Here is a 21,951-nt window from a genome sequence, read left to right on the forward strand (position 1 = left end):
TATAGTAGCAAATATGTTGGTTTACGCTAACTGTAATTCATCATCCACTTACCATTGGATATCGCCTTGCGCAAGCTTGAGTAAGGTGAATTCTTTCGGGAAATACGGTTAGAAATAATATAAAGAAATCTAGATAAAACAAAAAAACACAGATAAATTTCTATCCATGAATATATATTATAACGGCTCTAGATTATGCCATAGTTATGTAGGAGAATCGATGCCTAGGGCTAAAAGATTAAATGAAATGATTATGATGGTTAATCAAATGAAAAAATTTACTGTGGAAGGATTAGCACATGAATTGGTTGTTTCAAAACGAGGCATTTTCAATTAGGTTTGCACATTTAGAAAGTTAAATATATATAGGTAACTTTATGGATTGGTGGTATAGGATCTTCTAATCCTTAATTATATCGTATAAAAAACTTGGTAATTAACTTGTACACTTTTAATAAGTTTATTTGTTTTATGTAAAAGGTGCCAAGAAATACTTTGTAGTTTTATTTCTTGGCGTGGGTATTTATTTGGGTCATTTGGATGCCGACCTTACCATAGTATATGTCCGATATATGGAATGGTTTGTTATTTACGTTCAGTTCAGTAAATTTAGGAAAGAAAAAACACCTATTTTTGTAATAGGTGTTTTTTCTGCAAATTGGCTTATAAAATTAAAGGAAAGGTATTTCTATTCATTCATTTTTAATAATCATCTCTATGATCATGCTCATCATGTTCTTTACAATGCTTACGCTTGCAACAGAAACGATTACAATCAGGTGAATTTATAGAGATTACATTAATTTTATTAATTGCAATACGTGCCAATCCTGGGAAACAATCGAAGTCAGATAAAATGATTACGTTGTTTCCTTGAAAACCTTGGAATGTTGCACTTGTAGGTGGTTGGCAATCATATTGAAGAACAATACAAGTACCAGGAGTTAATGTTCTTAAGAATTGTAATAACTCTGGATTATTATTCACCTGTCTATTGTTTTCGTCTTTTCGGTGATGATCTCTATGATGATCTCTCCGATCATCACATCTATTAAAATCACAACCTCCACCAAAACCAAAACCCATAAAATTACCCCCTTTCGTTCGTTAGTACATCTTATGCTCGTCTAGAAAAGATGGTGTGAGTATAGGAGTCTAGTTAAGTGTGGATTTTTTATGTAAATATGAAAGTTGTTTAATAATAACATCATTTTTTTCTTAATCTACTTAATATGTTCCAGTTTGATTTGTGGTGTTCGATGAATAAGTATTTCTTTTATCATGGTCACATCTTTTGTTTGTTTATAGAATTAACATCCGAAGGTTTTACGGAACATATGGGTAGCGATGGATTTGTTTCTTTTTCGAGAAGGGCACAACTAGATAATTTTTAGTGCTGGCGATCCCAAATATCGTAAAGAAATTTATATGAAAAGACAATGTCTTTTTTATTATTATAAAACATATATAATGATGAATGGTCGCGTGTCAAAACATATTTTTATGAGTTTCATAAGTGAGGGGGGATAGTGATGGATAGTCCATTGGTTGGTAAGGGAATATGGAACAAAGTTGACAAAGGGGAAATATTAAATGATCAAGATGATTCACGCGAAATAAGAAAAAATAAGAAAAGTGAAGAAGCAAAACCAAAGAAAGAAACGAAAGCAATACGAGCAGAGAAAGAAAGTAAAAAACCAGAGTCAAAAAAAGAAACGAAAGCAATACGAGCAGAGAAAGAAAGTAAAAAACCAGAGTCAAAAAAAGAAACGAAAGTAATACAAGCAGAGAAAGAAAGTAAAAAACCAGAGTCAAAAAAAGAAACGAAAGTAATACAAGCAGAGAAAGAAAGTAAAAAACCAGAGTCAAAAAAAGAAACGAAAGTAATACAAGCAGAGAAAGAAAGTAAAAAACCAGAGTCAAAAAAAGAAACGAAAGCAATACAAGCAGAGAAAGAAAGTAAAGAACCAGAGTTAGAAAAAGAAGCGAAAGTGAATGGATTAGAGGGAGTAGAGGTGAAAATTGAATCAGAAAAAGAAAATAAAACAAATGAATTAGAGAAAAAAAATGAAGAAACAGATTCAAAGAAAAAAAGTATAGATTCAGGATCGAAAATAGAGACTTCAGTACGTTCAATAGAAGTGAAAACTCCATTTTCTATTATTTCGGATGTTACTAGTTTTATAAAATCTCCTAATATTAGTGTGAAAAATCAAGAAGCATTTGTATTTCGTAATGAAAAAGATGCAACAGGTCGTGAACTGGATTCTAAGTTATTAACTACAATGCAACATTATCATGGAGAAATTAATTGTAATTTAGTTTCTTCAACCCTTCATGAGAAGAGAGTACTTTTAGAACTTTCTAATCAAAAAGTAAAAGGAGATATGGAAGAGAGTTGGCTAGGTACATCTTCGTGGATTCCTATCCACGGCATAATATTAGAGAAGGAAGTTGAAGCGGATGTAAATAATTATATAAAGGTGAAACTACCAATAGAAATAGGGAGGTATAAAGGTGAAATTAGTTTAATAGAAAAGGTGGTTTTTAAAGAAAAAGTTATAGGAATAAAAGAGGTATCACAGGAAATTATTTTGACAAAAAAAGAATTCTTATTGCCAAAAATAATAAAAAAAGGACATAATCCATCTATAATTGAAAAAGGAGGCTTACGTGTAGAAGGCTATATATTTCAATGTATAGAACTTATATCAGAACAAAGTAAATCTCATGATAAACACTACCAGTTAATGCAAAATATCGTATTGGAGTTGACTATCCAATTATTGCAAGAACAGGAAGTTCGTGTGCAGATTATATAAATGATCATATTTCCATCAATCAGCTGAATTTTTTTCAAGAGTATGTAATAGAAAAAAACAAAAAAAGTGCAAGCAAGTTTGCAAATAAGCTAACTAACATGTATTAGAAGTAGAGGTGAAATAATTATATATTAGAGTGTTAGTACACAACATACAAAAGAATTGAGATCAGTATCAGAGTGAAGTCATATCTTTTAAAACGAACGATATGCTATACTTTTCAAAAGAATTTGCTTTATAGAAGGTATTCACATTCGTTGTTTTATTATATTGATTATTAACTATATATATATTTTGAGGTTATACATAATTGCATTATTTAAGTAGTATGTACTCTCATAATAGTGCCTTTTCCTAATTCTCGAATCCGCCGCCACAACATCTACATCTGATAATAATTAATAAGCTGAAGATAAATGATCAGTAAAGAAAAGTTGCTAATAAAACCACCGCAAGAACCACCGTAACTCATAATTTTTCCCCCTTTAATTAGAAGACCTAACAGTGGGATAGGTTGTTGTTTTAATGGTTTTATAGTACTGTATGTTTTTATGGAATGAATGGGCAAGTCTGTTTAGAAATAAAGAAAAAACACTCATATAAGAGTGTCTTTTCAGATAGTTTTTTAGCAGAAACAAGCAGCTCCAACTATGATTAATAAAATAAATAATACAACTAATAAAGCAAAGCCACCAGCAAATCCGCCACCATAACTCATAATTTTTCCTCCTTTTGGTAAGAGAATAATACAGGGGTTCACTCATGTGTCTTAACGGGTTCATTTTACCTTATGTTTTTATAGAGTAATTGAGCAGGTCCCTTTAAAAAAGAATAGACATCTTAAGGTGTCATCCGCAATTTGAATTACTGTATTTGCTAATTAGAAGGAGGAGGAATTCGAGATGCTGCAAAACATGTGCTGTTACTTCAACTATATCCCCCAGCATGTTAAGATATCAACTGTTTCTACAATACACTTATAGTATTGAACTACCTCCATTTTCACTTCGTTTAGAAGTGGAGGATTCCTAAGTAAAGAGTTCTATCGAACTCTAATTGATTAGGCTATCTCCGCAGTCCTTGCGGTTAGAAGCCTTATTGCTTCATTCTTTAGATTGATACTTGCGTTAATATCCCTATCATGATGTGTTTGCCATACCATTTTGCTTTGTATACTAACATGGATCGAAATTGCGACCAAGATACCTCACTAATTGCTTTTGCTAACTTATGATTCTTTAGCATATTCGATACTTGCAAATCTTCTATACCGATAACATCGTGGTTTTTGATGATTTCAGTTGAAATTTTGTCCAAGTAATCTTTTCTAGCATTTGATATGTATTCATGAATTCTAGCTACCTTTACTTGTTGTTTATTCCAGCGAGAAGATCCTTTCATTCTTCTAGAAAGCACACGCTGTGCTTTCGCCAACTTATCTTCTAATGATCGAAAAAACTTCGGATTTTTATAGATGGTTCCATCTGACAAAATGGCGAAATCTTTTAGTCCCACATCCATTCCAATGTAAGAACTTGTTTTCGGAAGCTCTTGTACTTCTGTTTCGACTAACAATGAAACAAAGTATCTGCCAGAAGGGTTCCGTCTAACTGTAGCATTTACAATACGCCCCTCTACTTCGCGACTTTTGGCAAATCGAATGAGGCCTAGTTTCGGCAATTTTATTTTGTTCCCTACAACGGCAATGTTTTCATTTGTTTGTTTTGTGGTATAAGATTGTACGTTGTTCTTCTTAGATTTAAAGCACGGTGCGCTGTTTTGTTTTTTGAAAAAGCGTGTATACGCATCCGCAAGGTTGCGAACAGACGACTGAATCGAAATACTATCCACTTCTTTTAGCCAAACAAACTCTTTCTTCATGGCAGGAAGTTTGGCAGAGCATGTACCATATGTCAAACCTTTTCCTGTCTCTTTATATGCGTGTTCCCATAGGGATAGGAAATGATTGAATACAAAGCGAGAACAACCTATCGTTTTGTTAATTAGAATTGCTTGTGCTTGATTTGGATAGATACGAAACTTATAGGCTTTATTAATTATCATTTGATTCACCTCCATTTCGATATATGACTATTATATACCGAATGTATATTCGATGGATGGTGAAGTAACACTTTATGTATGTCGAACAATTAAGATGGTTCCTTGCCATCCCTTGTTCAAAGCCAATTCATCTCCCACCTACTCACTTCGCGTTCCTTGAGGAAGGAGTCTTCTTGGCTAAAATGATAAATATTAGTGAAGACATGGAGTAGAACTAGGGTCGTGATTAAATGCTTATGCAAACAATAAGGGAAGTCCAGGAAGTTAAGAGGATGATTGCAACTAATAATGAAAAGAAATGGTATGAATTTTGGAAGTAAAGATCAGTGTCCTGGGCGTTTATGTTGCTAAAGTTACTTAATTTTGAGAGTGTACAGGCTCGAAGCTTAAGTGAAGCTTGGAATAAAAAGCGTAGGACGGATTATGGATATCTATTTATAAAAAAGAGAGGGATCTTTATAAATTTTTCCATGGATTTATTAAATTCTTTATTTGTATTGTTTTGGAGGTATACATTTATTTTAAAAATATTAATATAAATGGAGTAGAGTCAATTATTAAGAGATAAATGTAAAAAAGCCCCATAATTTAGTGCAGGGACTTTTTTACACTTTATAAATATTTTAGAAGTCTAGACCATCGATACTTTCAATTCTAAAGATTCGAGTTTCAGCATTATTACGAAAGAAAGCTAAATCTCCTTGTACATTAATAAAGTTGGTAGTTGCAACGGAGCGGCCATTTACAATAACATTATCTACTGGGTAATTAGTAGGAAAACTATTTAATAATGTTCTAATACCGTTTTCCAAAAGGATTCACCTCCTAAATGAGTATAATATATTATATTCATTTATACTTATACCGCAATAGACAATATTACCTATTTTTATTTACCAATAAATAGCTTCTATAGATTTAGAATTAATTGAAATTATCTGTTCTTTATTTTTACAAATTAAAATGTAGTTATCTGTATTTATTGAGATGAAATTAGTAACTGCTATTTCTTTTCCATTAAGAATAATTTTATTTATTGGATAATTAATTGGTAATTTTAATAATATTTCAAGGAAGTTACTTTGATTTTTTTCATTTACAGGAAAAAAATCTGTTTTATTGGTAATACAGTGACAATCGTTTTTAAAATTACATTGAGTGTTACATTGGGTATCATTTGGAGTTCTTTCAGTTCTCCAAAATAGAATAGATGGTTCGAAAAATTTTGGTCTCATAATACACCTCTTTGAATTTAAATATTAAAAATAGGCATTAGAATTTAATATACATATATTCTTTATTTCAAGAAATCGCCAATAAATATATAAAAATGGTTAGCATTGATTTTAAATATATTTATTTATATATTCGGAATTATAATATTTCATTGTGTTTTTGGAAGGAAAACTTTTTAATTTTGTTTGTTGGGGAGGAAATCTATTCAAAAATTAGAGGGAAGATTTATTCAGTGGGGGTTTTGGTAAAGTTGATTTTTTATTTTCAGCTATGTTTCTAATGGTTTCGAACATGTAATTCTAAATTGTTTTTTGTTTGTAGTGATTGTTGATTCTTTTTTATAATGTTTTGAATGTATATTTTTATTTTGAAGATATTAGGGAGTTTTGTTTAAATTCAATGTTTTAGGTGATTTTAAAATAAACTAATATTTTAAAATTTACATTGGAACTTAAAATTGAAATCAAACATACAATGCCATGAGTATTTACAACATAGTTTTAGCCAGGGCAATAAGAAAAACCACAGCAATTGCTGTGGTTTTTCTTATTGATGAAATGGAAAGTGAATTTCTATTCAAAAGTTTACTTTCGAATTAGAAGAAGGAAGTTTTTGTCTTATCAAATTTTTTTCTCATACTTAAAAATAAAGTGGAAAACATTTTATATAATAATTGATCAATACTTGGTTGTTTTTTGGTAAATCGATCTGATTAGTATTTAATTTTTGGGGTGATATTGTATGTGCAAGTGTAACTTGCTCGTTATTTTTATCATGCAAGAAGGGCTCTTTCGTATTTTGTATCCAATACTTGAACTACTCACCACTTAACGTCCTAACGGACTGTTTGAAGTGGGAGATTCCTGCGAACACCGATGTATCCACCAGTTATCTTAGCAGGCTCTACCCGCAGTCCCTACGGTGAGAATATAAGTATCTTGTACGCTGACTCACCACACTACCTACTTTAGCTTGGTTTTCGCAATTTTGAGAAGCGTGGGGCGATAGAACGTTGAAGATTTTACGGTTGCAACGTTTTTCTGCAACCAACCTCATATCTTCAGTTTTTGAAGAGCAATCTGTACAAGTAAATGATAGCAAATATGTTGGCTTATGCCAACCGACATTCATCTCCCACCTAAAATTGGTGTTTCACACCTTCACATTTTTGAGGAAGGAGTCTTCTGTCGGAAAACGATAAAAAACTAAAAGTTTAATATATAACTTTTGTGTTTTATTTCTGATCAAAGGCAAATATTTCAGTTTCAGCTTCTATTGATGCTACTCCTATAAACAACGCAGAGAAGTGATGTTTATTTAACTTAAGGAAGAGGGGACTCAAATTGAGTAATCCCTTCTTTTTTATTTAAATTCCACATGAAATTTAGTGTCAATGATTCCAAAAGCAACTTTACATGGGAAAGGATTTTTTTCTGCTGAAGCAGAACGCATACAAGAAAGTACCCAATATTCCAGTTCTAAAGGCAAGCGCAATACTTGAATACTACCATCGGTGTTTTTTACTGTTACGATCGGTGTATTTGCCCTGGTTGTAGCGAAACCATCCGTTTTTATCATTGCTACTGCATCATTAGTATGAAAACCGGCGCTTAAAACTTCGTATATCTTTTCATCTTCCTCATTGATAATCATAGGTATACTTAAATAGGGATAGTTATTTACATTATTATGAATAACAGTTCTTGCTGTATTCTTTCTTATCTGATTCCCTTGCATTTTATACACTCCTTTATAACGATTCAAACGTGATTACTTAAATCTATTCTATCTTACCTCTGTTATGTTAGAAAATTGTAGTGTCATCTTATTATAAAAAGCATCAGTACATATGACAGCACTAATTAGCAGATCAATATCAACCACAGTCATATAACTAGAGAGAAAATAACCATCTTTATAATATGTAATTAATATTTATTTTTCTTTCCATTCATTTCTTATAAGCATGGTTAGTTCAGTCATATTTCGTCCTATATACATAATTTCATCTCTATAATATGTAGTTTGAATGAAGATTAAAATAACTGACGGAAATTTAAAAAATATAATTAAGAATAGCTTTTAAATGGGGTGGTTATATTATTAATTGTGGAGGTGAGAAAGATGAACAAAAAACAACAAGGTTACAATAAGGCAACTTCTGGCGCTAGCATCCAAAGTACAAATGCTAGCTATGGTACAGAATTCGCAACTGAAACAAATGTACAAGCAGTAAAACAAGCGAATGCAAAAGCAGAAGCACAGAAAGCCCAAGCTTCAGGTGCACAAAGTGCAAATGCTAGCTATGGTACAGAATTCGCAACTGAAACAAATGTACAAGCAGTGAAACAAGCGAATGCACAAGCAGAGGCACAGAAAGCCCAAGCTTCAGGTGCACAAAGTGCAAATGCTAGCTATGGTACAGAATTTGCAACTGAAACAGATGTACATGCAGTGAAAAAACAAAATGCACAATCAGCTGCAAAAAAATCACAATCTTCTAGCTCTAATCAATAATGAAGGGAAAACACTTCTCTATCTTAAGAGAAGTGTTTTCTCAGGTTGTGAAGAAAGTCTTCTCTACAACCTATTTTTGTGTCTGAACAAATACATAATGTATCACTAGCAACTTTAGATGATGAGTTTGCCACAGTTTTAAAAACTGAAGATTTCTTTTAGAGATACTGAAATTGTGCCTTTAACTGGTTCACATCCTTCAGCAAATATTTTATATGAAATTGAGTGTAAGTTGTTATCATTTTCTAGAGGTTCTGAGCCATTTAGATGTTGTTCTTTTATTTTATTTTTTAGAGGTACAACAGCTATATGGGTATATGGATGTATGACATTATTATAGCCACCAATAAATCCAACCAATAAAAATTTCACGTATCATAATAGTTATGAAGAAATTCTTTCAACAAATGGTTATACAATTCAAAACAAAAAAATGTACATCTTCAGAGGAAATATAGGATTAGAGGTTCCTTTCATATTCTTCATATATTCTGGTAGTAACATTCTTAATGCAATGTCCATTCTGATTTTCCCTGCACGTATCAAGGTATGAATTTCACTGCCATGGAATCCGTCTAAATCTGTACGAAGCCCAGCTAAAAGCATCTCAATATCCTCTTTATCTGTAGAGCGAGGTGGCAATTGATAGCCTGGTAAAGTGATTTGGTCGGTATAGAAAGGATTATTATTCTTATCTATTGAACTACCCCCACTTTCACTTCGTTTAGAAGAGAGGGATTCCTAAGTAAAGAGTTCTATCGAACTCTAATTGATTAGGCTAGCTCCACAGTCCTTGCGGTTAGAAGCCTTACCGCTTCATTCTTTAGATTAATACTTGCGTTAATATCCCTCTCATGGTGTGTGCGACAAGAAGGACAGTCCCATTTACGTAGGTTTAGATTTTTAACGTCTTTGTTTTGATATCCACAACAAGAACATAATTGACTTGAAGCAAATGTTTTCGATACGACAATGACTTGTTTGCCGTACCATTTTGCTTTGTATTCTAACATGGCTCGAAACTGTGATCATGATACCTCACTAATTGCTTTTGCTAACGTATGATTCTTTAACACATATTCGATACTTGCAAATCCTATATACCAATAACATCGTGGCTTTTGATGATTTCAGTCGAGATTTTATTCAAGTAATCTTTTCTAGCATTCGTCATATATTCATGAATTCTAGCTACCTTTACTCGTTGTTTATTCCAGCGAAAAGATCCTTTCATTCTTCTAGAAAGAAAACGCTGTGCTTTCGCCAATTTCTCTTCTAATGATAGAAGAAATTAATAAGGTGCATCAAGCAAACCTATTAGAAATGGAAAAGAGACTAGGTGATCGTATAGATCAAAAGAACAAATTGATAGAAGAGGATATAAAAGAAAGAAATAGATTGATAGAGGAAGATCTGAAAGATCGTAAGGAACGTGAAGAAAGGATAGAAAAAAGGTTAGAGCTAAGAGATGATAATCATATGAAGATGGTCAGAGAGGTTCAAGATGCTAAACGTACTATTGTATCAGCACAGGAAAAAATAGCGACAAATCCTGGTGGAAGTTTTGGAAATGAGTACATTCATTGCTAAGTGTACTCATTTCTGCGATAAAAGGAAAAATATGCTTGCCCTTTTTATTTATACTAAACTATAATTTCACATACCTTACTATATATAAGATCAGTAAGGCGTTTGATAAGAAAGCTTTTGTAGAAATGGTCTTAAAAAATGGTTCACTTCCAGCGAAAGGGATTGCACCGTTCAATTTTGCGAGGGGAACGGATGAAAAAAACTTCGGGAAAGTGAATGGGAATTTAGCAAAATATGATGTGAATGCAGCGAAGGAAAGCTGGAAAAAAGCCAAACAAGAACTAGGTAAAGGGGAAGTAGTATTGGAATTGTTAACAAGCGATAATGCGTTAGCAAAGAGAAATGCAGAGTATTTAAAGGGTGAACTTGAAAAGAATTTGAACGGACTAACCGTGAATATTAAACCTCAGTCACGTAAACAACAAATCGAATTGTTATTCAATAGCGATTATGACATAGGTGTTGATGTATGGGGTCCTGATATTCGTGATCTTATTACTTTCTTAGATTTATTTACGACAGATAGTACATATAACTTTGATAAGTATTCCAATAAGCAATATGATGAACTAATTCATAAGGTGAAAATCGATTTAGCTGATGAAGAAAAGGCACGTTGGGAAGCAATGAAACAAGCAGAGAAAATATTATTAGAAGATGAAGTAGTAGCGCTGATCTACCAACAAGGAAGGTCATATTTACAACGTTCTTTTGTCAAAGGTATTGTGACCAACGATTTTGGTGGGAAATTTAACTATAAATGGGTTAAAGTTAAAAGGTAGGTGGGTAAATTTGAAGTATGATGAAGAAAAGGAATAGGAAAAAAAGGAGTCGATATCCGAATCCTTTTAGTTATAAATAATGTGGAGTTAGAGTATAATTTTATATGGGTATACGGTATTAGATGAACGCTTTATCCTTTAATGGTGATTAATGAGGGATTGTGGGAGGGGCTTACAGCCCTTTTTTTTATGGTATTCCATAAGCTTTCTTTTATAATTAGATGCAGTTTGTATCAAGCAAATTGTTAAATATCGATCTAAGTAATTATAAATTTGAAGCAAAACCCAAAGTACTTTATCATTCTAATCAATGAACATAATGTAGATTAGTAACAGGTTGTTGCTGTTTTTAAGCATAGAATATGATGGATTCTATTATTGCTTTAAATTAACTGAAATGTACATTAATAAAAGATATAGCTCTAGTTCCTATTGGTTTGCTATAAATAACTGATGTTAAGTAAGAAAGTTGGTACAAGTTAATAGACGACAATAAATAAGATGACTTTAACGGGTAATTCAAGGGTTAATATCATCTGTTTTATTATATATTTTAATATAGGGAATTAAGAGTGGATTTTCGGATAACTGGTATACCCATTTCAGAGAAACCTATAATACGGTGAGAATCTAATGTTATGTTTTCACTTACTTTTTATGTGAATTAGTTGGCGAGCCACATACCCATCAAGCTAAGAAATTCATTGTTCCTCAAAAAGAAAAAATGAGCTGATTTTTCAAAATAACTAACTGTAGATTGTCTTTTTTCAACAAAGAAAAAGCTTATTAAAAATCGCTATATGATTTCATATATGGGCTTCTTTTTAAACTATTTTTCATGGGAATTTGACGCATTACTGGTAATAATACTTACAAAAACTTATCCTATATAATTTTAGTTACCATAACCCTACTTATCAGCAGTCCATCTATCTAAAAACTTAGAAAAGTCCTTTCAGAAGATCTGAAGGGACTTTTCTTTCACATAATTTATATTTATCAGTGGTGTTTATTTTCTATTTTTAAACACTTCTAATGTTCTAATTTAATAGATAAGACGGCACAACACTCCGTACAAATATCAATAATTAATCTAGAAAATTGATTAAAGAGATTATTTGTACTAATAGATTTTAAATATACTTGAGAATCTAATGAACCTTGTCTAATTTCTCTAGAACCGCAATTACAACATATCTTATTCATTTTCAATGCCTTCTTTCTAAAATTTAGTCCACATAAACTCCGTTAGCCGTAATATAAAAAGAGGGATCATCCCTTCTCATAAAGAATGATCATTCTCCTTATTTATCCAATCATGTCGTAGGAAAATTTTTCTCCTCTAATATTTCAAATTTAATCTCTCCATTTTCATAATATATCCGCTTTATAATCGGTATAGTTTCCATTTCATTTTCTTTGTCACTTGTATAATAATTTTTTGTTTCTATGTGAACGATATTCATCAGACATACCCTCCTTTTTTATCCCTAACAAAAAAACAAAGAACACATTTTTCTCACAGTTGTATATGTATTCTCATATTTTTCTTTTATTCTTCTTATTTTATGGGGTTTAGTTCAGTTGGATTTCCGATTCCGTAAAAAATAAATTACCAAAAAGAGAGCTAAATGGCTCTTTTTTTGTGCTTTATTTTGGAAAAGATTTCTTTTATGATGAAATCAAATTGCAGAATGTGTTTATTGTTGTCATGTTTTCAGAGTATAAAATACTTTTTTAGGGCGTCGATTAAGCGAATATATATAAGATGAAGTCATTATTAATATCGTTTTGTCAGAGAAAAATGAGTTTGAATCACATGAGATTGTGCACGAATCGGTATTCGATCTGAATTTAATTGGTCCGACAATTCTACCAATTCCTCCTTTTACATTTCCGACGGAATCGACTGGGGCAACGGGACCAACCGGGTCAATATCTACCAATCGAATTTACGTAAGAAATCCAAATAGTAACAACGTTTCCGTGATTGATAGGATAACAAATAGCGTGATTAAGACTATTCCGGTGGGGAACGCTCCAGTTGGAGTAGGAGTCAATCCCTAAAGCGAATATAAAACACTAACAGTGATAATTAAAGGTACTTTTGCATCCGGAAACTATGTAAATATTATGAGAAAAGACTCTACCCCTTAGGAGATTCTTTTTCGTTGTTAGAGAAATCTTTTAATCAGGTATGACTCACAACATTAGCTATGCAGCTAGATAGCATGCTTGCAATATTTCAAAATATTAGCTTGGTGGTCCATGGATTGTACCAAAAATTAAGCTAATATCTCATGTAAAAAATTACATTTAGCATTTTTTAAGAACAACATAAATAAAAATAAACTAAAATGAGGTGATTTTATGAGAGAGAAAAATCTACATTTAGGTTGTGGCCGGACCATTCTCGAAAACTGGATAAACCTTGATGTAGTAAAACAAGATGGAGTAGATGTTGTCGCTAATTTAGATAATTGTAAAAATAAGCGTTTACCCTTTGAAAATGATAGTATTGATCAATTTTTAGCTGAACATTTATTAGAACACATACAATATCCTTTATTTTTAATGGAAGAGTTATATCGCATTGCTAAACCAAAGGCAAAAGCAGTTTTAGTTTTTAAAGTGCCTTATGGATCAAGTGATAGTGCTTTTGAAGATCTAACGCATGTAAGACAATATTTTTTACATTCTTTTGATTATTTTTACTAACCTTGTTATTGGCGTGCAGATTATGGGTATTGAGGTGATTGGTTAATTGAAAAAATTATAATCATTGTAGATGCAAACCAATATCAAGGGAAAACTAGGGTAGAGATATTAGATGATGTGAATAAGTACCGGAATATTGTTCTTGAAATGATAGTTGAACTACGAGCTATAAAACCAATTCGAGAACCACAACGCGAACTACTTAGAGCCCCACCTATTGAGATTCGTTTAAGTACTACGTTTTAGGTGGAAAATCTAAATTCAAATAAAATAAAGATATCTATAACAGAGGTGCTCAGATGATTACAATTAGTTTATGTATGATTGTAAAAAATGAAGTTGAAACACTTAATAGATGTTTAGAATCAGTAAAAGACATTCCTGATGAGATAATCATTGTAGATACAGGCTCAACAGATCAAACGAAACAAATAGCTAGTAAATGGACGAAACAAATTTTAGATTTTAAATGGATAGATGATTTCTCAGCAGCTCGAAATTATTCTTTCCATCAAGCTTCAATGGATTACATTTTATGGTTAGACGCTGATGATATACTTTTACCAGAAGAACGTAAAAAGCTACTTAATTTAAAACAATCACTCACTCAAAAAATTGATGCGGTTTCCATGATTTATCACGCAGAAATTGATAAATTCAATAATGTTTTAACCAGCATTCGCCGCAATAGATTAGTTAAAAGAAGTAAAAATTTTCAATGGCACGGCGTTGTTCATGAAGATCTAAGTATTCATGAACAGTATAATTCTCTTGAAAGTGACATTATAGTCACCCATAAAAAAATTTATGCCGATAATGAATCAGATCGAAATCTCAAACTATATGAACAATTTTTGAAAAAAAATAAAGGTAAGATGACAGTTCACGATATATTTCATTATGCTAGAGAATTACATAAACATAAAAAATATAAACAAGCCATTGAATTTTATAACAAGTTCTTAGGTTGCGAAGATATCCAATTAAAACACAGGCTTTTTGTTATGCATAAATTAGCTAGTTGTTATCATCTAATCGGAAATTTTAAAAAAGAAATAGAAATCACATTTCAGTCTTTAGAATACGATGTTCCTCAACCGGAATTTAGCTGTCGCTTAGGTGAGTTCTTTCTTAAGAATAATCAGTTTTCTCAAGCTGCCTATTGGTATAATCAAGCTATAGAAGCACCTTCAGCAAATTCTGCTCATTTCATTGAACAACAACCCTTTAAAACTTGGTTACCGCATAAACAATTAGCGTTTTGCTACTTACAGCTAAAAGACTATAAACAGACTTATCATCATAATCAAATGGTTCTTCGTTTCTTACCAACTGATGAGGAAACCCTTAATAATATTAAAGTAATTGAGGAGATAATGATAACTGATTAACAATTATAGGATGTTTATTTATCTGTAAAGTGAAATTTTTTCGGAGGATTTAAACATCCTATAGACTTAATAGTTTTCATGTTCATAAAGATTTGAAATCCCTTTAAAGATATTTTTGATAATTTATACCCCATTAGAAATGTTTTGAATAAAATCAAATAGTTACAGTTCTATGCTTCTAGCTTCGTTTTTATATTATCCAGCATGTTCTTCTTCAGATACAAAAACACTGTTTCCTCTTCTCTCTTCATTTCTGGCTGTTTATGCAGCTCATTCAAGAATTATTACTCCGCATCTTCTACGATATTTTAATAATATTTTTTGTTTTCTCTATAAACTAATCGTTTGAATTGATTCGACAGTATACAGTACATGTGAATAATGCTAGGTGCTCCTCTAATATTATTTTGTTGTATGGAGCCAGACCCTCAGAATGAGTCTATGTGTATGTAAAGTAACAATATATTTTCATACAATAAAATAAGCGTAGGGGGCAATGAATTGGATGATACACATATTAATGATTTACATAAATACAGAAATAGGGAATATCTATGACATATCCAATTAGAGTAAGAACAAGAGCATTAATCATTAAAAATAGCAATTTACTATTAGTTGAATTTAATGATGAGAATGGATTACATTATAACTTGCCAGATGGAGACGTTGAGAAAGGAGAGAGTTTGATCGAAGCAGTTAGAAGAGAAGAATTAGAAGAAGCTTCTGTTTTAATTAATGTGGGACAAGTGGCATTTTTATATGAATATGGACCCTTTAAAAATAAAGAGAAATATGGGACAGTTCATTCGCTAACAACGATTTTTGAATATGAGTTAAAAGAAGGAGAAACACATTGTCTTTCGGATAATCCAGATGAAAATCAAACAGGTGTTAAATGGATGCCGTTAGATGAATTGTAAAACATCCTTCTATATCCTAATCTTTGTAGCGAAATTCAAACATACATAAATAATAAACGAAACATTGAACTTATGGAGGAACAACAATTAGATGGATATTAATAAAGTTTTTGGAGAAAAAATAAAAGCTTAAAATAGTATCTTTAAATTAAAAGCTCTATTCTATTAGAGTTGATGATATGTTTTTATTTACAATATTATATAACTCTTATTTGTCTGGAAAATTGATTTTTTCTGTGGATACTATAATATTTTAGCTTAATAGCGATGTGGCTCTACCTCGTTGTACACAATACAAGTATTTCTTGCACAAGAATCTAAGACACTAAAACAAAAGTTTTTTCATTTATTTACAAAAAATTCAGTTAATGGTTTTTTATTCCTATAAATGTATATATCTTTTAGATTTTATCCCTTATATGCATTTATAATAGTTTTGTTTGCATATTTATTATTTTTTAGACTATTGAAACTTTAAAAACTTTTCGATAAAATCGTTTGCCTCTTCTGTATAAGAAATATATACTTTGAGGTGTAAGGGTGAATACCTTATAAAAATTTAAAGGAGGTTTTTTTATGAAAAAAATGAAAAAGTTAGTGAACCTTGCTTTAGCTGGAACTATCGGTTTAGGAGGATTGGGAGCTTTCGCACCAACAGATGCAAGTGCAGCTGAGGTCTCTCCTGCTAAAACTAATATTCCTACTAACTTATCTACTGAATTACCTACTAATTTTGTAGAGTCTAAGTTACCAAATGCAGCGAAAGCTAGTGCGAATTTAGATGTAAGTATAGATGTATTAGGTATCGCTAATTTGATTAGGAATGCTATTAATAGTCAAACTAATCGTTCAGGATTTGTAAAAGGCGTAATGGAATCAACATTTTATTCTGCAGGTCAACGTTATAATGTTATGGTTTTTAACTTAAACCAAAACTATGAGGATCGTTTTAACGGTGTTAAATTCTTCGGAACAACAGTATATGATGGAATCACTTTTGGAATCTGGGTATTTGAGGATGGGGAATTCACGAATAAAGGTGATGGCGGATGGATTAACTGGGCATTTAGAGGTTGGTTTGATCGTGATGGTGGCCATGTTAAATTTTATCGCCCATAAAAATAAACCACAAAATCAGCCAATTTTGCGGTTTATTAAATAAAAAGTATTATCTAAGGCTAGGAGATCATATTCTAAAATCAACTCCTAGTAAAAACAGTATAGATGATATTTATTAAAAAGAAAAGCACTCTCGGGAGTGTTTTTCTTTTTTTATTTAAAAATTAGGATTTTTAGGAATGGAAACAACAAACCCTTTACCTTCTTTGTTAACATAATATTTCGGAAATAAACAATAAGATTGTTAGTATTTTTATCATTTTAGTTAAGAAGACTCATTCCTCAAGGAGCGTGAAGGGTCACAGGCCAGTGAGTAGGCGGGAGGCGTTCAATTGTATATAAACCCTTTTATGTTCAATTAATATTAGAGCATATAAAAAGACACTATGTATACATAGTGTCTTTTTATATGTTGACTTATTCTGAAAGAAAATGTAGTGATTAATCATAATTTGTTGGATACTTCTTGGTTAATAATATTATAACATTATCATAGAAGAATTTAAATGCATTTATTCATATATATAATTTCGATATATTTCAGACGCATTTTAATTTCGTTATATTTCCAAAAATTCCAGTTTATTTATTTTTATATCTATAATATAATTTAACTGCTAAATTGTAAAAAGGAGTTCTAATAGATATGGAGATGAGAAACTTACAAAAACTAATTGAAGACAAGAAAGTAGAATTAATTAAACTTGTAGATAAATATGGATTTAGACATCAGCAGGTGCTAGATTTAAGTCAAGATATAGATGTGTTAATAAATCAAATTATTTATATAAAACATAAAAATAAGTAGAACTCTGCATTTTAATGAGGATTACTTTGGGATATTTTAAATTGCTTAAAAGTAGTACAAATGCTGAATAGAAATTTTTGAAGCTTTTTAGATAAAGGGAGGTTTTATAAATAAATAGACGGTCGTTATTTGATAAATAAAGAAGTTTGTGGAAATGAATGGCTTATATGAAAATATTTTTACGTGATTACATATAAAAGAGCAGCTAGCAAAAACTAACTACTCAATACAAGGAGATACAGAGAAACCCACATTTAAATGAGTTTCGATATATAGCCTACATACAGTGTTAACGTAATATTTATTTTAAATTCAATTTATTTAAAGTAAACATACCAACAGATAAAATGGCTGCGCCTACTGCAGAACCTAACCAGTCTCTCCAGCTTAATGTACTTAAAGGTGTATCTTTTAAATCCATAATTAAGAAGATAACAAACATTAGTACACCGAATGCTAAGCATCCCCAAAAAGTTTCTAGAGATTTAATATTCTTCTTTCGAAATCTGCTCATCTAAATCACCTCTATTAATCCTTAATAATTTTATAAACAAATTATTGAATGTATAAAAATTGAAGTTATAAAATATGCAATACATCATATTAAAACTCATTGAACTCCCCCCACTTTTACTTCGTTTAGAAGTGAAAGTGGGGGAAGTTCAAAGTGAATTCTCGGTTAATTTTTCTCTCTCAAAAGTAAATAAAAGGATAGAATATACAGTAGAGGACGTTCAAAGTTATTAGAAAAGCTATTTACATAATCAATATGATGATGAACTAGCATACAAAAAATATATAAATAATTATTATCAATTTCATTTATATATTAAAAAAATGAATGTCTATTCGAAAAGACTGTGCATAAAAACTTGCATTATAACAAGTTTTTAGCACAGCTTTTTTATTTTATGCCTTTCATTAAAACTTGAATCTTTGGGGCCATAAAATATAAAATTACACTTAAAATGATTGAAAGGCCACCAATTACACCGAAATAAATAATTTCTGTTTCAGGATTATATAATCGAACTATTTGAGCATTTATAGCTTGTGCAGCTGCACTAGTTAAGAACCACAGACTCATTGTTTGAGCAGAGAAGGCAGCTGGTGCTAATTTGGTTGTAATTGATAAACCTACAGGCGATAAACAAAGTTCCCCGATTACTACTAACAGGAAGCTAATCGCTAACCACATAGGGCTTACAAGGGATTCTGTACCATGTATATATGCAGGGATAATCATAACTAAGAAGGATAAACCAGCAAATAATAAACCAATAGCAAATTTATTAGCCGTACTTGGTTGACGTGAATTAAGCTTCACCCATAACCAAGCAAATACTGGTGCTAACAAAACAATATAATTAGGGTTTAATGATTGAAACCATGAAGACTGAAGTTCAAACCCGGCCAACTTTAATTGAGTACGCTGATCAGCATATGAAGCTAAAATGATAGCTCCTTGTTCTTGAATGGCCCAAAACATTGTAGCAGCGATAAATAATGGTATGTAAGCAATTAAACGAGACTTTTCAATTTTTGTAGTTTTTGGACTACGATACATAAAAATAAAGTAACCAGTTGGAATGAGAATACCTAAAATACTTACTAATAAAGTGAATCGATTAATAGTTAAAATACCTGTTGGTATCGTTAAAATACAAAATAGTACTATAGCTATTGTACCAATACTAAACTGTATAATAACTTTTTTTCTTTCGATGTCTGTTAAAGGATTTGGTACTTGTGTCCCTGCTAAACCAAGGTTTTTCTTTTTTGTAAGAACGAAAATAATTAAGCCTAATAGCATACCAATTGCAGCGACACCAAAACCTAGGTGGAAGTTATACTTTTGACCAAGTGTTCCTATAACAAAAGGAGATAAAAGCGCACCTAAATTAATACCCATATAGAAAATACTGAAACCTGAGTCACGTCGAGTATCTGTTTCACTATATAAATCACCAACAATGCTAGATACATTAGGTTTTAATAAACCTGTACCAAGTACTAAAAACACCATAGATATGAATAAAGTACTTATAGTTCCTGGTAGTGCTAAAATCAGGTGACCTACCATGATTAAAACTCCACCCCAAAAAATTGTTCTACTTGAACCTAGTAGACGATCTGCAATCCAGCCACCAATAATGCCAGACATGTAAACGAGAGATCCATAGATGGCCATAATTGACGCTGCGGTCGCATGATCCATTCCTAAACCACCGTGTGAGATTGAATAATACATATAGTAAAGTAATATTGCTCTCATCCCATAGTAAGAGAATCGCTCCCAAAACTCAGTAAAGAATAGGGTAAACAGCCCCTTAGGGTGTCCGAAAAAACCGCTTTGCGGAACAGTACGAATAATATCGCTTTTACTAATCTTCTCCATACGAATACACTCCTTATATACGAATATAATAATACTAACTTAGTATAAACCAATAATTAGAAAATTAAAATAAATATTCACTTGGTTAATTATTAGAAAATTTTTAAAAAAATAATCTTCTTGTTGATTTTGATGGGTATTTTAATTATATTTTTTAATATAGATATAATGATTGAAGATGATGATAGTGTATAAATATTAATAAAAACTATAGGAGGATTTATATATTGTTAAAAAAAGAAGTTTCTATAGAAGATATTTATCAGGAAATATTAGATGGAAAAAGAATTAGATTTCCTCCAAATACATGGAAAGAAGATGTAGATAATAAAATGGCGCGTAGGGTATTAACATATTTGCTTAACAGTATTTTAAAATGGAATAAGGAAGACATAAGAAAAAAGTGGAACACAAAATTACTTGTAAAGTATAGACTACGAGGATTACTCAAACATAGGTATGAAAATAGCCCTTTTAAAGCAATTAATGATTTGTATCCAAATCAGTTCAAAGAATGGGAATTTGGTATGACTCCTTTGAATTTTTGGACTAAAGAAAAAGCATTAACAATTTTGAAATGGATTATTGAGGAAAAAGAGGGTCTTTCACAAGAAAAGCTCTTAGGATTGTACGGGAAAAAATGGTTGAAAAAAAATAAGCTTAGTGCACCTCTGGCTATGTATTGGAATAGTAGCCCATATGCAATGATTAATGATCTTTATCCAGGCCGTTTTAAAGAATGGGAATTTGGCATGACCCCTAATAACTTCTGGACTAAAGAAAAAGCATTAGAAGCATTGAAATGGACCATTGAAGAAAAAGAGAGATTAACCCCTAAACAATTGCTTGATATATACAATATAAAATGGTTAAAGACCCATGGATTAGCATCAGCATGTCAAATAATTTGGGGGAATAGTCCGTTTAGAATGATTAATGATTTATATAGAGACCGTTTTAAAGAATGGGAATTTAGAGTTACTCCTGTTGGATATTGGTCTAAACATAAAGCATTAGAGGCATTAAGGTGGACTATTGAAGAGAAAGAAAAATTGGATGAAAAACAGCTATTAAAAGTATTTAATCAAAAATGGCTAATAAAACAAAAATTATGGACTCCGTTAAAATGCTATTGGAAAGGAAGTCCATATGAAATGCTTATTGGTCTATATCCAAATCGTTTCTCAAAAAATATGTTAAAAGGATATATTTAAAAGTAAAGATTAAATTAATAATTATTGAGAAAGTTTATGATATAACATGCAGTTATTAATTTGGAGGAAGACACCTTAAAGGTGTTTTTTTTTATGCATAAAAAATTCAAAATACTAAAGAGATTTCTATTTTGATAAAAGATTTAACATTGAACTGGATACAAAATAGTAGAGATAAGGTTCAGAAAGCGTACAAGAAGTATGTTAGTTTATCGAAAAAATGCCTACAGAGGGCGTAGGGAAAGTCTAAGGGTATTGAAGAATTGTGGATTCTAAAAGTAAAGGACTTCTTGAAATGTAATAAGTTTAACATAAAATTCGTTAAAACTTTATATAGTAATTTTGAATTACTGCTTCTAAAGCACCGAC

Annotated in this window: 18 protein-coding genes and 7 pseudogenes; 12 read left to right on the plus strand and 13 right to left on the minus strand. The window is 31.2% G+C overall.

Translation table 11 applies throughout. From position 1 onward, the window contains the following. Positions 1 to 702: 702 nt before the first annotated feature. Complete coding sequence (locus AXW78_RS28025; protein ID WP_000505642.1) at positions 703 to 1,086, minus strand: hypothetical protein; 384 nt, start codon at positions 1,084 to 1,086, stop codon at positions 703 to 705. 137 nt (positions 1,087 to 1,223) lie between these two features. After that, positions 1,224 to 1,355: pseudogene (locus AXW78_RS35820) on the minus strand (tyrosine-type recombinase/integrase); the annotation flags it as partial. Between the two features lie 177 nt (positions 1,356 to 1,532). Between AXW78_RS35820 and AXW78_RS28030 the strand changes: the two are divergent. Then, positions 1,533 to 2,822 carry a BC_2427 family protein gene (locus AXW78_RS28030; protein ID WP_061884959.1) on the plus strand — a complete coding sequence of 430 codons (1,290 nt, stop codon included), beginning with the start codon at positions 1,533 to 1,535 and terminating at the stop codon, positions 2,820 to 2,822. Between the two features lie 625 nt (positions 2,823 to 3,447). Here the strand turns inward: AXW78_RS28030 and AXW78_RS28035 are convergent. Continuing rightward, on the minus strand, positions 3,448 to 3,540 hold the full coding sequence (locus AXW78_RS28035; RefSeq protein ID WP_000120178.1) for a YjcZ family sporulation protein: 93 nt from the start codon (positions 3,538 to 3,540) through the stop codon (positions 3,448 to 3,450). A gap of 342 nt (positions 3,541 to 3,882) precedes the next feature. Next, positions 3,883 to 4,886 (minus strand): annotated as a pseudogene (gene tnpB, locus AXW78_RS28040) (IS200/IS605 family element RNA-guided endonuclease TnpB). 230 nt (positions 4,887 to 5,116) lie between these two features. Here tnpB and AXW78_RS33380 point away from each other — a divergent pair. Further along, positions 5,117 to 5,206 (plus strand): annotated as a pseudogene (locus tag AXW78_RS33380) (DUF3967 domain-containing protein); the annotation flags it as partial. A 303-nt stretch (positions 5,207 to 5,509) separates the two neighbouring features. On the opposite strand, the gene AXW78_RS28045 reads toward AXW78_RS33380, so the two are convergent. The 4 genes and pseudogenes from AXW78_RS28045 to AXW78_RS35045 all read right to left on the minus strand — a co-directional run. Next, complete coding sequence (locus AXW78_RS28045) at positions 5,510 to 5,698, minus strand: hypothetical protein (RefSeq protein ID WP_000427351.1); 189 nt, start codon at positions 5,696 to 5,698, stop codon at positions 5,510 to 5,512. Positions 5,699 to 5,779: 81 nt separating this feature from the next. Further along, on the minus strand, positions 5,780 to 6,121 hold the full coding sequence (locus tag AXW78_RS28050; protein ID WP_001247531.1) for a hypothetical protein: 342 nt from the start codon (positions 6,119 to 6,121) through the stop codon (positions 5,780 to 5,782). 1,363 nt (positions 6,122 to 7,484) lie between these two features. Further along, a complete protein-coding gene (locus AXW78_RS28055; protein WP_001161898.1) occupies positions 7,485 to 7,859 on the minus strand; it encodes a hypothetical protein in 375 nt (124 codons plus the stop codon). Positions 7,860 to 7,907: 48 nt separating this feature from the next. Then, positions 7,908 to 8,057, minus strand: a pseudogene (locus tag AXW78_RS35045) (YolD-like family protein); the annotation flags it as partial. Between the two features lie 189 nt (positions 8,058 to 8,246). Here AXW78_RS35045 and AXW78_RS28065 point away from each other — a divergent pair. Beyond that, positions 8,247 to 8,639, plus strand: coding sequence for a gamma-type small acid-soluble spore protein (locus tag AXW78_RS28065; RefSeq protein ID WP_001036080.1), 393 nt, complete (start codon positions 8,247 to 8,249; stop codon positions 8,637 to 8,639). A gap of 138 nt (positions 8,640 to 8,777) precedes the next feature. Here the strand turns inward: AXW78_RS28065 and AXW78_RS28070 are convergent, their stop codons facing one another. Then, complete coding sequence (locus tag AXW78_RS28070) at positions 8,778 to 8,999, minus strand: hypothetical protein (protein WP_000232712.1); 222 nt, start codon at positions 8,997 to 8,999, stop codon at positions 8,778 to 8,780. 413 nt (positions 9,000 to 9,412) lie between these two features. Beyond that, a pseudogene (locus tag AXW78_RS33390) lies at positions 9,413 to 9,930 on the minus strand (RNA-guided endonuclease TnpB family protein); the annotation flags it as partial. Between AXW78_RS33390 and AXW78_RS28080 the strand changes: the two are divergent. After that, positions 9,918 to 10,213, plus strand: a pseudogene (locus tag AXW78_RS28080) (DUF3967 domain-containing protein); the annotation flags it as partial. The pseudogenes AXW78_RS33390 and AXW78_RS28080 overlap by 13 nt on opposite strands. A 105-nt stretch (positions 10,214 to 10,318) precedes the next feature. Further along, positions 10,319 to 11,011: pseudogene (locus AXW78_RS28085) on the plus strand (ABC transporter substrate-binding protein); the annotation flags it as partial. Positions 11,012 to 12,327: 1,316 nt separating this feature from the next. Here AXW78_RS28085 and AXW78_RS34600 read toward each other — a convergent pair. After that, positions 12,328 to 12,477, minus strand: coding sequence for a hypothetical protein (locus AXW78_RS34600; protein WP_001028234.1), 150 nt, complete (start codon positions 12,475 to 12,477; stop codon positions 12,328 to 12,330). Positions 12,478 to 12,838: 361 nt separating this feature from the next. On the opposite strand from AXW78_RS34600, the gene AXW78_RS33395 reads away from it, so the two are divergent. The 6 genes from AXW78_RS33395 (at position 12,839) to AXW78_RS28110 (ending at position 17,970) form a co-directional block, all read left to right on the plus strand. Beyond that, entirely contained in the window at positions 12,839 to 13,078 is a 240-nt protein-coding gene (locus AXW78_RS33395; RefSeq protein ID WP_265183435.1) for an exosporium leader peptide-containing protein, read from the plus strand. A 303-nt stretch (positions 13,079 to 13,381) separates the two neighbouring features. Continuing rightward, positions 13,382 to 13,729: a class I SAM-dependent methyltransferase gene (locus tag AXW78_RS35825; RefSeq protein WP_001208384.1), complete on the plus strand. Its 348-nt coding sequence runs from the start codon at positions 13,382 to 13,384 to the stop codon at positions 13,727 to 13,729. 299 nt (positions 13,730 to 14,028) lie between these two features. Beyond that, a complete protein-coding gene (locus AXW78_RS28095) occupies positions 14,029 to 15,120 on the plus strand; it encodes a tetratricopeptide repeat-containing glycosyltransferase family 2 protein (protein WP_000628713.1) in 1,092 nt (363 codons plus the stop codon). A 554-nt stretch (positions 15,121 to 15,674) separates the two neighbouring features. Next, positions 15,675 to 16,043, plus strand: a complete 369-nt coding sequence (locus AXW78_RS28100; RefSeq protein ID WP_000221985.1) for an NUDIX domain-containing protein — start codon at positions 15,675 to 15,677, stop codon at positions 16,041 to 16,043. A 621-nt stretch (positions 16,044 to 16,664) separates the two neighbouring features. Next, positions 16,665 to 17,162: a stress protein gene (locus AXW78_RS28105; RefSeq protein WP_372584636.1), complete on the plus strand. Its 498-nt coding sequence runs from the start codon at positions 16,665 to 16,667 to the stop codon at positions 17,160 to 17,162. Between the two features lie 646 nt (positions 17,163 to 17,808). Continuing rightward, a complete protein-coding gene (locus AXW78_RS28110; RefSeq protein ID WP_000425960.1) occupies positions 17,809 to 17,970 on the plus strand; it encodes an aspartyl-phosphate phosphatase Spo0E family protein in 162 nt (53 codons plus the stop codon). A gap of 301 nt (positions 17,971 to 18,271) precedes the next feature. Here AXW78_RS28110 and AXW78_RS28115 read toward each other — a convergent pair whose 3' ends face one another. Both AXW78_RS28115 and AXW78_RS28120 read right to left on the minus strand, forming a co-directional pair. Further along, positions 18,272 to 18,484 carry a hypothetical protein gene (locus AXW78_RS28115; protein ID WP_000086093.1) on the minus strand — a complete coding sequence of 71 codons (213 nt, stop codon included), beginning with the start codon at positions 18,482 to 18,484 and terminating at the stop codon, positions 18,272 to 18,274. 390 nt (positions 18,485 to 18,874) lie between these two features. Next, complete coding sequence (locus tag AXW78_RS28120) at positions 18,875 to 20,368, minus strand: peptide MFS transporter (protein ID WP_000411726.1); 1,494 nt, start codon at positions 20,366 to 20,368, stop codon at positions 18,875 to 18,877. Between the two features lie 227 nt (positions 20,369 to 20,595). Between AXW78_RS28120 and AXW78_RS28125 the strand changes: the two genes are divergently transcribed. Beyond that, entirely contained in the window at positions 20,596 to 21,582 is a 987-nt protein-coding gene (locus AXW78_RS28125; protein WP_000913371.1) for a DUF4046 domain-containing protein, read from the plus strand. Positions 21,583 to 21,951 lie beyond the last annotated feature (369 nt).

The organism is Bacillus thuringiensis, assembly GCF_001595725.1.
GTDB classification, from domain to species: Bacteria; Bacillota; Bacilli; order Bacillales; family Bacillaceae_G; genus Bacillus_A; species Bacillus_A thuringiensis_K.

Coding starts and splice junctions, on each gene's coding strand:
- AXW78_RS28025 (WP_000505642.1), bottom strand. CDS start 1,086: ATGGGTTTTGGTTTTGGTGGAGGTTGTGATTTTAATAGATGTGATGAT.
- AXW78_RS28030 (WP_061884959.1), top strand. CDS start 1,533: ATGGATAGTCCATTGGTTGGTAAGGGAATATGGAACAAAGTTGACAAA.
- AXW78_RS28035 (WP_000120178.1), bottom strand. CDS start 3,540: ATGAGTTATGGTGGCGGATTTGCTGGTGGCTTTGCTTTATTAGTTGTA.
- AXW78_RS28050 (WP_001247531.1), bottom strand. CDS start 6,121: ATGAGACCAAAATTTTTCGAACCATCTATTCTATTTTGGAGAACTGAA.
- AXW78_RS28055 (WP_001161898.1), bottom strand. CDS start 7,859: ATGCAAGGGAATCAGATAAGAAAGAATACAGCAAGAACTGTTATTCAT.
- AXW78_RS28065 (WP_001036080.1), top strand. CDS start 8,247: ATGAACAAAAAACAACAAGGTTACAATAAGGCAACTTCTGGCGCTAGC.
- AXW78_RS34600 (WP_001028234.1), bottom strand. CDS start 12,477: ATGAATATCGTTCACATAGAAACAAAAAATTATTATACAAGTGACAAA.
- AXW78_RS35825 (WP_001208384.1), top strand. CDS start 13,382: ATGAGAGAGAAAAATCTACATTTAGGTTGTGGCCGGACCATTCTCGAA.
- AXW78_RS28095 (WP_000628713.1), top strand. CDS start 14,029: ATGATTACAATTAGTTTATGTATGATTGTAAAAAATGAAGTTGAAACA.
- AXW78_RS28100 (WP_000221985.1), top strand. CDS start 15,675: ATGACATATCCAATTAGAGTAAGAACAAGAGCATTAATCATTAAAAAT.
- AXW78_RS28110 (WP_000425960.1), top strand. CDS start 17,809: ATGGAGATGAGAAACTTACAAAAACTAATTGAAGACAAGAAAGTAGAA.
- AXW78_RS28115 (WP_000086093.1), bottom strand. CDS start 18,484: ATGAGCAGATTTCGAAAGAAGAATATTAAATCTCTAGAAACTTTTTGG.
- AXW78_RS28120 (WP_000411726.1), bottom strand. CDS start 20,368: ATGGAGAAGATTAGTAAAAGCGATATTATTCGTACTGTTCCGCAAAGC.